The organism is Methylobacterium sp. OAE515 (genome assembly GCF_041806315.1).
In the GTDB taxonomy this organism is placed as follows: domain Bacteria; phylum Pseudomonadota; class Alphaproteobacteria; order Rhizobiales; family Beijerinckiaceae; genus Methylobacterium; species Methylobacterium tardum.
Genome location: NZ_JBGMUV010000001.1, coordinates 3186535 through 3199605, shown reverse-complemented (window position 1 = coordinate 3199605; position 13071 = coordinate 3186535). Strand labels below are relative to the sequence as shown.

At 69.3% G+C, this 13071-nt stretch carries 16 protein-coding genes; 6 read left to right on the top strand and 10 right to left on the bottom strand.

Annotated features, from left to right (window positions below):
• Nucleotides 1-35: 35 nt before the first annotated feature.
• Nucleotides 36-218 (bottom strand): hypothetical protein, encoded by a 183-nt coding sequence (locus ABIE45_RS15755; protein ID WP_373622369.1) that lies wholly within the window; start codon nucleotides 216-218, stop codon nucleotides 36-38.
• Between the two features lie 258 nt (nucleotides 219-476).
• On the opposite strand from ABIE45_RS15755, the gene ABIE45_RS15750 reads away from it, so the two are divergent.
• Nucleotides 477-1487 (top strand): SDR family oxidoreductase, encoded by a 1011-nt coding sequence (locus ABIE45_RS15750; protein WP_192708745.1) that lies wholly within the window; start codon nucleotides 477-479, stop codon nucleotides 1485-1487.
• Nucleotides 1488-1693: 206 nt separating this feature from the next.
• On the top strand, nucleotides 1694-2560 hold the full coding sequence (locus ABIE45_RS15745; RefSeq protein WP_192708744.1) for an MBL fold metallo-hydrolase: 867 nt from the start codon (nucleotides 1694-1696) through the stop codon (nucleotides 2558-2560).
• Nucleotides 2561-2806: 246 nt separating this feature from the next.
• Here ABIE45_RS15745 and ABIE45_RS15740 read toward each other — a convergent pair whose 3' ends face one another.
• The 3 genes from ABIE45_RS15740 to nthA are packed head-to-tail and all read right to left on the bottom strand — an operon-like array spanning nucleotide 2807 to nucleotide 4442.
• Nucleotides 2807-3133: a nitrile hydratase accessory protein gene (locus ABIE45_RS15740; RefSeq protein WP_373622367.1), complete on the bottom strand. Its 327-nt coding sequence runs from the start codon at nucleotides 3131-3133 to the stop codon at nucleotides 2807-2809.
• Entirely contained in the window at nucleotides 3130-3789 is a 660-nt protein-coding gene (gene nthB / locus ABIE45_RS15735; RefSeq protein ID WP_192708743.1) for a nitrile hydratase subunit beta, read from the bottom strand. The genes ABIE45_RS15740 and nthB overlap by 4 nt, the downstream gene beginning before the upstream one ends.
• A complete protein-coding gene (gene nthA / locus ABIE45_RS15730; RefSeq protein WP_192708742.1) occupies nucleotides 3786-4442 on the bottom strand; it encodes a nitrile hydratase subunit alpha in 657 nt (218 codons plus the stop codon). Before nthA ends, nthB begins: the two co-directional genes overlap by 4 nt.
• A 201-nt stretch (nucleotides 4443-4643) precedes the next feature.
• Here nthA and ABIE45_RS15725 point away from each other — a divergent pair, with 201 nt between their 5' ends.
• The 3 genes from ABIE45_RS15725 (at nucleotide 4644) to ABIE45_RS15715 (ending at nucleotide 7738) form a co-directional block, all read left to right on the top strand.
• Nucleotides 4644-5348: a sigma-70 family RNA polymerase sigma factor gene (locus ABIE45_RS15725; RefSeq protein WP_192708741.1), complete on the top strand. Its 705-nt coding sequence runs from the start codon at nucleotides 4644-4646 to the stop codon at nucleotides 5346-5348.
• A gap of 209 nt (nucleotides 5349-5557) precedes the next feature.
• Nucleotides 5558-7249: a methyl-accepting chemotaxis protein gene (locus ABIE45_RS15720; protein WP_192708740.1), complete on the top strand. Its 1692-nt coding sequence runs from the start codon at nucleotides 5558-5560 to the stop codon at nucleotides 7247-7249.
• 270 nt (nucleotides 7250-7519) lie between these two features.
• Nucleotides 7520-7738 carry a GCG_CRPN prefix-to-repeats domain-containing protein gene (locus ABIE45_RS15715; RefSeq protein ID WP_192708739.1) on the top strand — a complete coding sequence of 73 codons (219 nt, stop codon included), beginning with the start codon at nucleotides 7520-7522 and terminating at the stop codon, nucleotides 7736-7738.
• Between the two features lie 201 nt (nucleotides 7739-7939).
• Here ABIE45_RS15715 and ABIE45_RS15710 read toward each other — a convergent pair whose 3' ends face one another.
• The 5 genes from ABIE45_RS15710 to ABIE45_RS15690 form a co-directional block, all read right to left on the bottom strand.
• Nucleotides 7940-8146, bottom strand: coding sequence for a Trm112 family protein (locus ABIE45_RS15710; protein WP_192708738.1), 207 nt, complete (start codon nucleotides 8144-8146; stop codon nucleotides 7940-7942).
• 12 nt (nucleotides 8147-8158) lie between these two features.
• Complete coding sequence (locus tag ABIE45_RS15705) at nucleotides 8159-8827, bottom strand: LON peptidase substrate-binding domain-containing protein (RefSeq protein ID WP_192708737.1); 669 nt, start codon at nucleotides 8825-8827, stop codon at nucleotides 8159-8161.
• Nucleotides 8828-8876: 49 nt separating this feature from the next.
• Nucleotides 8877-9791 carry a thioredoxin gene (gene trxA, locus ABIE45_RS15700; protein ID WP_192708736.1) on the bottom strand — a complete coding sequence of 305 codons (915 nt, stop codon included), beginning with the start codon at nucleotides 9789-9791 and terminating at the stop codon, nucleotides 8877-8879.
• Between the two features lie 81 nt (nucleotides 9792-9872).
• Nucleotides 9873-10340 carry a hypothetical protein gene (locus ABIE45_RS15695; RefSeq protein WP_192708735.1) on the bottom strand — a complete coding sequence of 156 codons (468 nt, stop codon included), beginning with the start codon at nucleotides 10338-10340 and terminating at the stop codon, nucleotides 9873-9875.
• 233 nt (nucleotides 10341-10573) lie between these two features.
• Nucleotides 10574-11551 carry a glutathione S-transferase family protein gene (locus ABIE45_RS15690; RefSeq protein WP_192708734.1) on the bottom strand — a complete coding sequence of 326 codons (978 nt, stop codon included), beginning with the start codon at nucleotides 11549-11551 and terminating at the stop codon, nucleotides 10574-10576.
• 264 nt (nucleotides 11552-11815) lie between these two features.
• Between ABIE45_RS15690 and ABIE45_RS15685 the strand changes: the two genes are divergently transcribed.
• On the top strand, nucleotides 11816-12040 hold the full coding sequence (locus ABIE45_RS15685; RefSeq protein ID WP_192708733.1) for a hypothetical protein: 225 nt from the start codon (nucleotides 11816-11818) through the stop codon (nucleotides 12038-12040).
• Here the strand turns inward: ABIE45_RS15685 and ABIE45_RS15680 are convergent.
• Nucleotides 12034-13002 (bottom strand): hypothetical protein, encoded by a 969-nt coding sequence (locus ABIE45_RS15680; RefSeq protein WP_192708732.1) that lies wholly within the window; start codon nucleotides 13000-13002, stop codon nucleotides 12034-12036. The genes ABIE45_RS15685 and ABIE45_RS15680 overlap by 7 nt on opposite strands.
• Nucleotides 13003-13071: the final 69 nt, after the last annotated feature.

The following is a 13071-nucleotide window of genomic DNA, read 5'->3' as shown; positions in this document are numbered from 1 at the left end:
CACCTCTGCAGATCAGGCCCGCCGCGCGGCCGTCCTCACGCCTTCCAGACGATGCGGTCCTTCCGGCTGGAGCGGAAGCCGAGGCGTTGCTCGATCAGGGCGCGCAGGGACGCGCCGAGATCGTAAGACCGGTCGACATGGGCCACCAGCGCGGCAGTCACGAGGAGGACAACACCGGCCGCGCAGGCCGGTACGAGCAGCAGGAACGTCAGGACCATCCCGACCGCCGTTCGCTCCCCTAGGGAAGCCTGCGGCCAGGGATCGATCGGCAGGGAGAAGCGTCGTCCATAATGCATGGCATCGACCCTCGATGTCCGCACGAGGCGGTACAGGCAATCAACAGCGGTCTTCGGCGGTCGTTGCGTCGTCGATCCCAAAATCAGCGCCGCCGTGACGATTCGGCGTAGGGAAGCGACGCAACTGCGGCGCTCGATCCGTGTTGCCGGATCGAACTTTCGTCGTCGCATGAGGTGGATATGGCACGGGTGGCGGTCGTTACCGGGGGGACCGCCGGGATCGGTCTCGCAACGGCCCATCGGCTCGCCGCGAGCGGTTGGTCTGTGGCGGTCATCGCGCGCGACCCGGGTCGGCTCGCCGCGGCGGAACGGGCGCTTGCCGCCTACGGTCAGCCGATCCTGGCGCTCAGCGCCGATGTCGCCGATCCAAAGGCCGTCGACGCCGCCGCCGAGCGCGTGGAACGGGAACTCGGCCCGATCCGCGCCTGGGTCAACAACGCCATGTCGACCATCGTGAACCCGGCCGACCAGATCACGCCGGACGAGTACCGGCGGGTCACCGAGACCACCTATCTCAGCCAGGTTTACGGGACGCTCGCCGCCCTGCGCTTCATGAAGCGGCGCAACCGCGGCGCGATCATCCAGGTCTCGTCCGGCCTCGCAATCCGGGCGGCGCCGCTGCAGGCGCCCTACTGCGCGGCGAAATTCGCGGTCTCGGGCTTCACCGATGCCCTGCGCTGCGAGCTGCTTCACGACCGGGTCGATGTCAGCCTCAGCGTCGTCTACCTGCCGGCGGTCAACACGCCCCAGTTCAACTGGGCGCGCAACCGCACCGGGCATCGCCAGTATGCACCTGATCCGGTCTTCGACCCGCGGCTCTGTGCCGAAGCGATCCTGTACGCCGTCGAGCATCCGCGCCGGGAAGTCTGGGTCGGGCGCTCGTCGATGATGATGGCCGCCGCCCAGGCCCTGGCGCCGGCGCTCGCCGACCGCAAGGCCGCCTCCATGTGGTCGGCGCAGCTCTCCGACGAGACGATCCCGGAAATGGACGGCAACCTCTACGAAGCCGTGCCCGACCCGGTCGGGATCGATGGGCGGTTTTCCGGGCGGACAAAGGCGAGCCGTGGCGAGTTCGTCACGAGTCGCACCCGGGATCTCGTGGTCGGCGGTCTCGCCGGATTGGCGCTGATCGGGCTCGCCGGCACCGTCCACGCCGCCCGCTCGGCGCGCCGGCTGCCGGGGCGGACGTGACGGCTGCGCCTGTACGCGCCGCCTGTCACATCCATTCCGGTTGAAAGGGCTGCCGCCGTCCTTGCGAGCGGAGCGAAGCGATCCAGTTGCGCTGCGCTGAACGAGGTCGCGCTGCCGTGGGTCGCTTCGCTCCGCGCGCGACGACGGAGAAGGCGACGTCAACCGGGGCCGTATCACGCGCACCGCCCTGAGGAAGGTCCGAGACGATGCCAGGCTACCTGCCCTTCGCGGGCGCTCTGAAGCTGCCCGCCTACACCTGCGACAATTGCGGGTTCTGGCAGCGCCACTTCGAAACGCCCGCCGCCTGTCCGCTATGCCTCGATGCCCGTCACGTGGTGCCGCAGGACGGCTGGCGGTTCCGCACCGCGCGGGAGGCGCAGGACGCCTTCCCGTGTCACTGGCAGGAGCTGGAGCCGGGCGTGTGGCGGTTTTGGAACGAGCCGGTCTCGGGCATTGGCCCCTCCGCCTATCTGATCCAGACCGAGCACGGGAATATGGGCTTCGAGGGGTGCCCGGTCTTCAGCGAGGCCGCCCTCGACCAGATCGCCCGGCTCGGCGGCATGGCGGTGCTCTCGGCCTCGCACCCGCATTCCTACGGGGCGCTGCCGCAACTCCAGGACCGGTTCGATCCGGAACTGTGCCTGCCGGCGGCCGACTTCATCTGGAGCGCGGCCCTGCAGGTGAGCTGGCCCTACGACGACTTCCTCGAGCCGCTTCCAGGCCTGGAGCTGCACCGCACCGCCGGTCACTTCGACGGCCACGCCGTCCTCTACGACCGGTCGCGAAAGATTTGCTTCTGCGGCGACGCGCTGAAGTTCGAGCTCGACCCGGCGGATTTCCGGCGGGCGACCACGATCTCGGCCCACAAGGCCTTCGTGCGTGGCGTGCCGCTCACCCCGAGCGAGCTGCGCCGCTACCGGGACGTGTTCGAGCGCCTCGACTTCGTCCAGACTTGGACGCCGTTCGAGCCGGCGCGCAATTGCGGCCGGCCGGAGGTGCTGGCGCTCCTCGACCAGCTGGTGAGCGGCCGGTCGCACGCTGCCCCCGTGCCGCTCGATCGGCTGCGGGTTTAGGGGACAGGACCAGGTTCGCGGATCGGCGGCCCAGGCCATCCGTCCCGTCGTTCCGGGGCGCCGCAGGCGAGCCCGGAACCCAGAGCCGCCGACGTGCCAGGATCTTGCACCGACAGCAATTCTGGGTTCCGGGCTCCGCTGCGCGGCTCCGGAATGACAGGTTGGCGTGCCGGAGGTCCGTTGGTTCGCGCCGGCCTCCGTCGGTGGGGCGAGCACGGATCGCAGGCCTGCACGGCCACGTGAACCTCAACGTGGCCGATGGAGCGGATCGTTCTCCAGGCGGATCGGCTGGCCGTGGGGCGTCGCCGCGGCGGCGCGCATGAAGGCCTCGGTGCGCGCAGCGACGCTCTCCGATCCGGCCACGCCGCGCTCGGCCAGGATCGTCTCCAGCGTCGCCAGCCACGCGCCGTAATCGGCCGCCTGCTCAGGGCCATCCGCGGGTCGGATCTCCCGGCCAATCCGGTCCGCCCATTCCGACCACGTGAACAGCCCGGCCTCCTGCAGGGAGACGACCAGGGCGAAGACCTGCGCCTCCCAGGGTGCCGCGAAGTTGCTCGGAGACGGTTCGGTCACGCGGGGTCCAGGTAGGGTTCGAAGGCCGCCACGGTGACGACGCCGCCCGGGTCGCCGCTCTCGCCCCAGAGGTCCTGCGCGGTGAAGGCGACCGTGTAGAGCCAGGTCGGGTTCTCGCCCGCCCGATAGGCGTTGGTGTCGGGGAAGACGAAGACCCCGTCGACACGCACGATCCGGCCGCGCTTGCCGCGCACGTAGCGCGGCAGCCGCGTATGGCCGATCGGGTGGATGTTGCGTGCCAGGACCATGTAGCCGACCGCGAAGCGGGCGGGGGCATCGGCGGCGCGGCTGCTCGGGAAGCCGGCCCTGAAGCGTTCCTCCAGGCCCTCGCGGGCCAGGATGCGGGCCACGGGCTTGGCCGGCTCCGCGGATCGGCCGGTCTCGATCTCGGCCCGCGTCGCAAGGCCGGTGTCGGCGACCTGCTTCTCCAGGGCTTTCAGCCAGATCTCGTAGTAGCTCGACGCGAGGTATTCGGCCGGCGGCAGGGACTCGCGGTTGGCGCGGCTGCCGTCGAGGTTCCAGGCGCCGGTGTAGCCCATGGCCATCGCCAGCGCGAAAACGCGCCGCTCCCACGCGGCATGGAAGACCGGCTCGTCCGGCTCCGGCACCACCGGCCCGAAACCGTGCGCGCCGCCGAGGTCCTGGGCGCCGTTCATACCGTCATCTCCACGGGCGCGGCCGGGATGGCCGTGGGCAGGCCGGTCCCGATCATGGAATCGCGCGTGACGAGGGCGGCCAGCGCCTCTTCGGAGAAGCCCTCGGTCTGCGCGGGTCGCATCGGCAGGACCATGTAGCGGGTCTCGGCGGTCGAATCCCAGACGGTGATCCGGGTGGTCTCCGGCAGCGTCACCCCGAACTCGGCCAGCACACCGCGGGGATCGATCACCGCCCGGGCCCGGTAGGGTGGCGCCTTGTACCAGACCGGCGGCAGGCCGAGCACCGGCCAGGGGTAGCAGGAGCACAGCGTGCAGACGACGAGGTTGTGGGTCTCGGGCGTATTCTCGACCACCACCATGTGCTCGCCGCCACGACCGCCGATGTCGAGTTCGGCGATGGCCGGCGTGGCGTCGGCCAGAAGGCGCGCCCGGTAATCGGGATCCACCCAGGCTCGGGCGACCACGCGGGCGCCCGCATGCGGGCCGACCTTGGTCTCGTAGAGCTCGACCAGGGCATCGAGGGCCGCCGGGTCGATATAGCCCTTCTCGGTGAGCAGGGATTCGAGCGCCCGCACCCGTGCCTCCACGGGGCTCAGATCGCTACCGTGATCGTGATCATGATCGTGGTCGTGATGCGCGTGATCGTGGCTCATCCCGCTCTCTTCCCCGCACGCTCCAAGGTGCGCGTCGTGCCGCCGTCCTGCGCGCCACGATATACCAATCGTCGGTCCCCCGAACACCTTGCCCAAACAACCCGATGCCGCCGGGAGCGTTTGGCATCGGTTCAGAATTATGCAGGTACCGACGTTAGATCGATTCCAGTATACCAACTGGAGAGGATTCAGGGTACGGCCATGATGGATGACGCCGCGAAGCCGGCAGCCGAGCCGGGGGACGACCGGAGCGCGGGCGCTTACGCGGCGGTCCTCGGCCAGCATCTCGCCCTGCCGATCCGAGACTATTTCAAGATCGTCGAGCAGGAGCCTCTGCCCGCGCAGCTCGCCACGCTGGTGGCGCGCTTCGAGGCGGCCATCGCGGCGCACGGTCAGAGCGTGGCCTTCGATTTCCGCACCGACATCATCAAGGCGCTTCCGGCCCTGCGCACCTTCGCGCTGTCGCTGGTCGGGGATGTGAGCCGCGCCGACGATCTCGTGCAGGAAACCTTCGTCAAGGCTTGGGCCAACCAAGCGCGGTTCAGGCCCGGCACGAATTTCACCGCGTGGCTGTTCACCATCCTGCGCAACCAGTTCTACTCGGAGCTGCGCAAGCACCGGCGCGAGGTCGAGGACGTGGACGGGACCCATGCCGGCCAGATGACCAGCCCGTCCGACCAGGAGGATGCCAGCACGCTCAAGGTGGTCTGGGAGCGCCTCGGCGGCCTGCCGGCAGCGCAACGACAGGCGCTGCTGCTGGTCGGCGCCGAAGGGCACACCTACGAGGAGGCCGCGACCCTGCTCGGCTGCCAGGTGGGCACCGTGAAGAGCCGGGTCAGCCGGGCGCGATCGTCGCTGCTCGATACCCTCGGCGTCGTGGTGGCCGGGCAGATGCCGTCGGCGTGACGGCCACCTGCCGCCGCATCGGATGAGCCGATGCGTGGGGTCCGAGGGAGCACCCGGCGTGGTGTCGCTTGGCGCATGACACACGCTGCGGTGGAGTTATGCCGCTGCGTCCCGGTTTAATTACGCCTTAAGGTTGAGATCTCAAAAGCTCCCCATCAGCTGCGACGGGACCGTACTGATATTCGCGCTTGTTCCCTCTTGCTCGGCGGATGAATACCCTCAAGAATCTCAAGCTCATCAGCAAGCTGGCGATCCCGGTCACGATCCTGATCGCGGTCTCTCTCGGGATGGTCCTGCTGGCGCGATCAAACCTGAACACGCTGGACGCGATCACCCGCGACACCGTCGAAGTCAGCGCCGGACGCGTCATCCGCGTCCAGCAACTCGCCTTCGCCGTCGACGAGACGACGATCCGCGACAAGAACGCGATCATCGAGACGGATCCGAGCGTGCTCGCCCGGCAGGCCAAGCAGTTCGAGGCGGACAAGAACCGCGCCCTGACGCTGGCCGACGAACTGATCGCGCTCTCCAGCTCGCCGGAGCGCCGCGCCGTGAACGCGGCGATCAAGTCTCAGCTCGTGACCTATCTCACCTCCGTCGAGAAGGGCATGGGCTACGGCTTGGCGGGCGATAAGCAGATGGCCGCCAAGATTTCCGGGAGCGCGAGCCGCGACGTCCGGCTGAAGCTGATCGATGAGCTCAACGGCCGCATCACCGAGAACCAGCGTGATCTGAAGGCCGCGCAGGAGCGCGCCGCCGAGATCGCCGCCTCGGCCGCGACGACGCTGACGATCCTGGCGGCTGTCGGCCTGCTGGCCGCGACCGGCCTGCTCGCCGCGATCGCGGTCTTCGGGTTGGCGCGCCCGCTGAACGCGATGGCGGCCGACATGGGCCGCCTGGCGGCCGGTGACCTGGACGTGTCGGTCGTCGGGACCGAGCGCCGGGACGAGGTCGGCTCTCTGGCCCGCTCGCTGCAGGTGTTCAAGGAGAACGCCGTGGAGGCGCGTGCTCTGGCGGCCGCCCAGGAGGCGGAGAACCAGGCCAAGATGCGCCGCGCCAACGTGCTCGACGACCTGACCCGGAGCTTCGAGCGCAGCGTCTCCGTGCTGACCCAGAGCCTGGCGGGGGCGGCCACCGAGATGGAGGCCACCGCGCGGGCGATGACCGCCACCGCCGACGAGACCACGGACCAGAGTGTCTCGGCCGCCGGCGCCGCCCAGCAGACTTCCGCCAATGTGCAGACGGTGGCGGCGGCCAGCGAGGAGATGTCGGCCTCCGTCGCCGAGATTGTCCATCAGGTGAGCCACTCGTCGCGGATCGCCGACGAGGCCGTCGAGACGGCGCGCCGGACCGACGCGACCGTGCAGAGGCTGACCGGCACGGCCGAGCGCATCAGTACGGCGGTCTCGCTGATCACCGACATCGCCAGCCAGACCAACCTGCTGGCGCTTAATGCCACAATCGAGGCGGCGCGGGCCGGCGAGGCGGGGCGCGGCTTCGCGGTGGTCGCTTCCGAGGTGAAGGAACTGGCCGGTCAGACCGGCCGGGCCACCGGTGAGATCGGCGAGCGCATCGCGGAGATCCAGTCCGCCACGCGGGAGGCCGTCGCCGACATCCAGCAGATCGCCCGCGTGATCGGCGACATGTCCGCCTACACGGCGAGCATCGCCGCCGCCATGGAGGAGCAGGGCGCGGCGACGCAGGAGATCACCCGCAACGTCCAGGAGGCCGCCCGCGGTACCGAGCAGGTCACTCACAATATCGGTGCGGTGCGGACGGGGGCCGGCCAGACGAGCGCGGCCGCCACGCAGGTCCTCAGCTCGGCGCAGGAGCTGGCCCGGCATTCAGAGAGCCTCACGCACGAGGTCTCGGCTTTTCTGGCCGGCGTGAAAGCGGCCTGATCCAGCCTTTCGCCCATTCGAGGCCCGCTCGGCATCCGCCGCGGCGGGCTTCGTCGTTGCCGGGGCCGTGTTCCCGTCGTCGGTCCGGGACGCGTGCCGATCCGGCGCCGGGCTGAGCCGGAGGCCAGCCTGTGCCGTTACTTAACGTTACGTCCCGGGCCGGACTGCAGAACTGGAGCAACGCCTCGACGCGATGGTCCTGCAGTGGCGCCGCAGAAGCCGCCTGCTCGAACGCGGGCTCGCAGACGGTCGTCCCGGAGGAGATGTCCGATGAAGAAACCCCTGCTCGCGGTGATCGGACTGATCGCGTTCTCGGCCACCCTGGGCTCAGCTACGGCACCCGCCTCCGCGCTGGGCGCCTGCGGTCCGAACGGCCACCGCAATGCCTGGGGCCGCTGCGTGTGGGGCGGGCAGAACCAGGCATGGTGCCTGCGCCATCGCGGCCGCGTCGCGGGCTACGGTCCCTACGGAACGCGGTGGTGCCGCTGATCCGGGATCCGGTCTCGCGAGCGAAACCACCCGCGGTCGCGCCATCAAGTGGGCTTTGAGAAAGCCGGATGCGGACGGATTCAGCCATCCACATCCGGTCGTCCGAGGACAGCGAGGCAAGCCGGCGGCGCTTCGCCTGCGGATCGCCCAACGAAGCGCATCGCCGGGCTGTCCGCGATCACAGCCGAAACCCGGGGGGCCTCACTCGGTCAGCGGCCGGGCCTCCTCCGGCAGCATGATCGGGATGCCGTCGCGGATCGGGTAGGCGAGCTTTGCCGACCGGCTGATCAGCTCCTGCCGGGCCGAGTCGTATTCCAGTGTGCCCTTGGTCAGCGGGCAGACCAGAATCTCCAGGAGCTTCGGGTCGACGCGGGTCGCCTCGACGGGGGCGGTGAGGTCGTTGGACATCGGTGCTGCAACCTATTGCATCGGCGATTCGGGTCCCGAACCGCGAACCAGTTCCATCTGCGTGACCGCGATCAGGATCTCGGCCCGGGTCTTCAGGTCGGGGGCCTCAAGCATCGCCTGCTTCTCCCGCACGCCGAACGGGCTCATCATGCACAGGGCGTTGACCAGCGCCTCGTCGGGCGCCTCGTCGATCCCGGCCCAGTCCACCTTGAGATCGTTCGATTCGACGAAGTCGCGCAGCGCCTTGAGGACACCCTCGCGGTCGACATGCTCCTCGCCCGCCCGCGGCTCGAAGTCCACCGCGAAGGCGTCGTAGGAGACGTGGCAGCGCCGGTAGGGACCGACCGAGGCGATCTCGCTCTCGACCCGGAACCGGCTGATGCCGGTCAGCGAGATCAGGTAGCGGCCGTCGCCGGTCTCGGCATATTGCGTCACGCGCCCCGCGCAGCCGACGCGGTAGAGCTTCGGGTTCGCCGCCGCACCCGGGCTCTCGGGATCGGGCTGGATCATGCCGATGATCCGGTCCGTGCGCATGGCGTCGTCGACCATCGCCAGGTAGCGCGGCTCGAAGATGTTCAGCGGCATCTGCCCGCGGGGAAGCAGGAGCGCCCCCGACAGGGGGAAGACCGGGATCACGGCCGGGCAGTCCGCGGGGCCCTTGTAGCTCGCATGGGTGCTCATGGCGCCTCCCAGAGGGACCGATGGGTGGGCCGGCGCGCGAGCCGGCGCCTCACGAGAACAGAAGCGCCGAGAGCTTGCGCCGGCCGCGGATCGTGTCGGGGTCCATCACGCCCCAGGCCTCGAAGAACTGCAGCAGCTGCTTGCGCGCCCCGTCCTCGTTCCAGTCCTTGTCGCGCTTGCGCAGCTCGATCAGCTGATCGACGGCCTGGCCGCGCTCGCCGCGCGCCGCTAGGCCGAGCGCAAGATCGAACCGGGCCTGATGGGCATCCGGGTTGGCCTCCACCTCCCGTTGCAGTCCCGCGAGATCGCCGAGGGAGGCGGCCTGCTCGGCGAGCTCGAGGGCGGCGCGGACGCCGGCGAGCGCCGGATCGCCGGCCTTCGCCTCCGGAACCATCGCCAGCACGCGCTTGGCGTTCTCGATCTCGCCCGCGTCCAGCTGCATCTTGGCGAGGCCCGCCAGTGCCGTGACATTGTCGGGCTGCTGCTCAAGCACGGCGGCGTAGAACTCGGCGGCGCCCGCGAGGTCGCCTTCCTCGATCAGGCTGGCCGCGTCGGCGAGCGCCGCCTCGACCGGATCCTGCACCGGGCCGGCGACGCGCCCAATCAGCTCCTTGATCTGGCTCTCAGGCACCGCGCCCATGAAGCCGTCGACCGGCTGGCCCTTCTGGAAGACGATCACCGCCGGGATCGACTGGATGCCGAGCTGGCCCGCGATCGAGGGATGCTCGTCGATGTTCATCTTGACCAGGGCAACGGCGCCGGCGGCCTCCCGGACGACCTTCTCCAGCACCGGGGTCAGCTGCTTGCACGGCCCGCACCAGGGCGCCCAGAAGTCGACCAGCACCGGCCGGTGCATCGACTCGGCGATCACGTCCTGGCGGAAGCCCGCTGTCGTGGTGTCCTTGATCAGGGAGCCGGTATCGCCGGCCGGGACGCCGCCCCCGGCGAGGGTATCGTTGAGCATCGGTCTCGCTTCGGAACCTTTTTCGTGAAGGGCCTTAAATGGGGCTTCCGAGGTCGTCTGACCAGCCCGAATGCCGTCGGCTCAGCGGGCCGGTGCGGCGCCAGGCGCCCCGGCCGCCGCCTTGGCCGCCGTCACGAACGTTCCCGCGAAAGCTCGGCCATCGGCCGCGTTGGCTTCGCAGGTGATGGCGGTGCGGCCGGGTTCCGGTGTGGAGAAGCGGCAGGCGCCGATCGCCAGGGTGGGACCGGCATCCTTGCCGATCGTCACGACATTGATCGGCTGGAGCGGGTCAGTCTCTTCGGTGGCCTCCTGCTGGGCGCCGTTGCCGCTGAAGCTGACCGTCTGACCGTCGGCGGTTGTGAAGTCGAAGCTCGTCCGGTTCCGGCTCACCGCGTTTGTCAGGACGTTGCTGCAGGATTGGCTCAGGTCCTGCGGGCCGATCATCAGCTTCTCGCAGGTGCCTTCCAACCGCAACGCCGCCTGGGCCCGCGCCGCGGACGGCAGGCTGAGAAGGGCGCAGAGCAGCGCGAGGCGCAGGCTGTTGGTCATGGCGTGTCAGGCATCCTCCGGTTGAGAGCCGAATTAGGCGCGCCCTGACGGCCGTCGAGGGGCACGGCACATTGTCCGGCCTCGGACGGGCGGCAACCGGCTGGACGCGCCCGCCCCGTCCCACGGGGCGAGGCAAGCCAGCGACGGCACGCTCGCGCATGTCCCACGACCCTGGCTTGCTTCGCTTCGCTCGCAATAACGCCGGGAAAAGCCAAGCCGATGGGAGAAGCCCGCTACGCGCCGAACCGCAGGGCACGGTCGTTCGGGGCCGAGAAGTCCAGATCCGGTCCGAGCGGCACGATCCCAGTCGGATTGATGGTCGGATGGCTCTCGTAATAGTGCCGCTTGATGTGAGTCAGGTTCACCGTCGGCGCGATGCCGGGAAGGGTATAAAGATCGCGCAGGTAATTCGACAGGTTCAGATAATCGGCGATCCGGCGCTTGTTGCACTTGAAGTGGCCGACATAGACCGCGTCGAACCGCACCAATGTGGTGAACAGACGGATATCCGCCTCGGTCAGCCGGTCGCCGCAGAGATAGCGGTTCCGGTCGAGTCGCTCCTCCAGCGCGTCGAGTTCCGCGAACAAGGCCTCAAAGGCACTCGCGTAGGCGTCCTGCGCGGTGGCGAATCCCGCCTTGTAGACGCCGTTGTTCACACGGTCGTAGACGCGGGCGTTCAGGCGGTCGATCTCGGTGCGCAGGTCTTCGGGGTAGAGATCCGGCCCGGTGCCGCCGAAGGCATCGTTCAGCATCCGCAGGATCTCGGCGGATTCGTTCGACACGATGGTCGCGCGCTGCCGGTCCCACAGCACCGGCACCGTCACGCGGCCGCTATAGGACGGGTCGGCCGCCAGATAGACCTCGTAGAGGCGCCGGGCACCGTGGATCGAGTCCGGCGTCGCGCCGGGCGCATCGCCGAACACCCAGCCCTCCGCGCCCATATGCGGATCGACCACCGAGACGGTGACCGCCGCCTCCAGTCCTTTGAGGGCACGCCCAATCAGCGTGCGGTGGGCCCAGGGGCAGGCCAGCGAGACGTAGAGGTGGTAGCGGCCGGGCTCGGCGCGGAAGCCGCCCTCGCCCGATGGGCCCGGTGCTCCGTCCGCGGTCACCCAGTTTCGGAAGGCCGAGGCCTTGCGCTCGAAGCGCCCGCCCGTCGCGGCGGTGTCATACCATTGGTCGCGCCAGACGCCGTCTACGAGGAGACCCATCGCCCTATCCCGTTCCCGGTGAGATCCCGGACGAGATGGGCACGGTGCGGCGCGCGGAAAGTCGGCCGGATGAATTCTTGAGGCCGCGTTAACTCCGGCATGCGCGCGGCGTTCGTTCCCGGCCGCCCGCGAATTCCGCGCAAGGCAGGTTTGCACACACCCTTCTGTTGCGGTGCAGCAAGATCGGCCATGTCTCAAGCGCTCGCCCGCCGCATGTCCGAAGGACTGCCCGATCTCGGCGGGACATCGAACGGAGGTGGAGTGATGTCGTTCGCGCTGGTGCCCGTTGCCGAGGCGGCCCTGTTCACGTTCGGGTGCCTGGTGATCCATGCCCTGCGACGCCACGCGGACGTGGTCACCGCGACGCTCGCGTGCCTTGCAACCCTCTTGGTGCTGATGATCGGGATCGCCTACGCGCCGGAATCCTTCGCGCAGTATCAGGCGGCCAGCATCAGCGATTTCACCCGCATGGATCCGGCGATCTACTGAAGCTCGGGCGCAGGTCGCTTCGCGTCCAGGCCCTCTTTCTGGATCCGCGCGAGGCGGCCTCCGGTCCCGCGCTGGCCCGCGACAGCGACGTCGTAATCGTCGTTCGGCGTCCGGGCCAGGAAGCGTTCGGCCAGCTCGAAGAGCAGGATGTCGGGCCGGACGCGCTCGATATAGGCCCAGTCGAGGCTCGACGACCAGACGAAGTGGACCTCGTGGAAGCTCTCGGCGAGCAGACCCGTCAGCAGGAACGGGTCGAAATGCGCGCAGGAATCGCCGAACAGCACGAGACGGCGCGGATCGGCGGTCGGCGCCTCGTTCCGGTAGATGACATGCGCGCCGACATGCACCTCCCGGTCACGCCCCTGCGCCTCGTAGGCAGCGAGATAGGCGCCCGTCTCGACCCGTTTGGCATCGCGCTGCAGCATGAATCGCTCGACCCGCTCGCGCGGTCGTTCGGGAAGCTTCTCGCCGAGGTCCATGAGCTGGTCCGAGACGGTGCCGGGGCGCGTGCCGATATCGGCTGGCGGGATTGCCCCGAGCGCCCGCATGATCTCGCGATAGGCCAGCAGGCATCCCTGCGCCGTCCAGTGCGTATCGGTGCGCAGATAGAGCGGCACCGGCCCGTTCCGGGCCGCGCGCAGCGGGGCCAGAAGATCGAGATAGGCCGGGTGACGCGCGAGATATCGCGCCAGACGTCGGGTCGAGGCCTTGGCGGGCGCGTAGCGCAGGCCGTCGGTCTTGTCGTCGTAGACCGACAGCTTCTCCGGGACGATCACGTGGAGGCAGCGGATGCCGAGGCTGTCCGCCCGCCGCGCCCGCGCCTGGATCAGCCGCACCCAACCCCGGAGCAGCAGCCAGTGCCGCAGGCCGCCCCGGTACCGGTCCAGAACGCGGTTGGTGCCGCCGGTGAGAAACAACCAGCCGTCGCGGCCGACATGTACGCTTTCTCTGCCTGCAGACATGGCGGTGCTTTAGCCGCACCGGGACCGGGCGACTAGGCCGGACCCGGCACGGCAACCCATGCGTTCGCC

Excerpts from the sequence above, each read along its gene's own strand:
- ABIE45_RS15705 (WP_192708737.1), bottom strand. The coding sequence starts at position 8,827 with ATGAGCACCCATGCGAGCTACAAGGGCCCCGCGGACTGCCCGGCCGTG.
- ABIE45_RS15690 (WP_192708734.1), bottom strand. The coding sequence starts at position 11,551 with ATGGGTCTCCTCGTAGACGGCGTCTGGCGCGACCAATGGTATGACACC.
- ABIE45_RS15685 (WP_192708733.1), top strand. The coding sequence starts at position 11,816 with ATGTCGTTCGCGCTGGTGCCCGTTGCCGAGGCGGCCCTGTTCACGTTC.
- ABIE45_RS15710 (WP_192708738.1), bottom strand. The coding sequence starts at position 8,146 with ATGTCCAACGACCTCACCGCCCCCGTCGAGGCGACCCGCGTCGACCCG.
- trxA (WP_192708736.1), bottom strand. The coding sequence starts at position 9,791 with ATGCTCAACGATACCCTCGCCGGGGGCGGCGTCCCGGCCGGCGATACC.
- ABIE45_RS15695 (WP_192708735.1), bottom strand. The coding sequence starts at position 10,340 with ATGACCAACAGCCTGCGCCTCGCGCTGCTCTGCGCCCTTCTCAGCCTG.
- nthA (WP_192708742.1), bottom strand. The coding sequence starts at position 4,442 with ATGAGCCACGATCACGCGCATCACGACCACGATCATGATCACGATCAC.
- ABIE45_RS15745 (WP_192708744.1), top strand. The coding sequence starts at position 1,694 with ATGCCAGGCTACCTGCCCTTCGCGGGCGCTCTGAAGCTGCCCGCCTAC.
- ABIE45_RS15680 (WP_192708732.1), bottom strand. The coding sequence starts at position 13,002 with ATGTCTGCAGGCAGAGAAAGCGTACATGTCGGCCGCGACGGCTGGTTG.
- ABIE45_RS15720 (WP_192708740.1), top strand. The coding sequence starts at position 5,558 with ATGAATACCCTCAAGAATCTCAAGCTCATCAGCAAGCTGGCGATCCCG.
- ABIE45_RS15755 (WP_373622369.1), bottom strand. The coding sequence starts at position 218 with ATGGTCCTGACGTTCCTGCTGCTCGTACCGGCCTGCGCGGCCGGTGTT.
- ABIE45_RS15750 (WP_192708745.1), top strand. The coding sequence starts at position 477 with ATGGCACGGGTGGCGGTCGTTACCGGGGGGACCGCCGGGATCGGTCTC.
- nthB (WP_192708743.1), bottom strand. The coding sequence starts at position 3,789 with ATGAACGGCGCCCAGGACCTCGGCGGCGCGCACGGTTTCGGGCCGGTG.
- ABIE45_RS15725 (WP_192708741.1), top strand. The coding sequence starts at position 4,644 with ATGATGGATGACGCCGCGAAGCCGGCAGCCGAGCCGGGGGACGACCGG.
- ABIE45_RS15715 (WP_192708739.1), top strand. The coding sequence starts at position 7,520 with ATGAAGAAACCCCTGCTCGCGGTGATCGGACTGATCGCGTTCTCGGCC.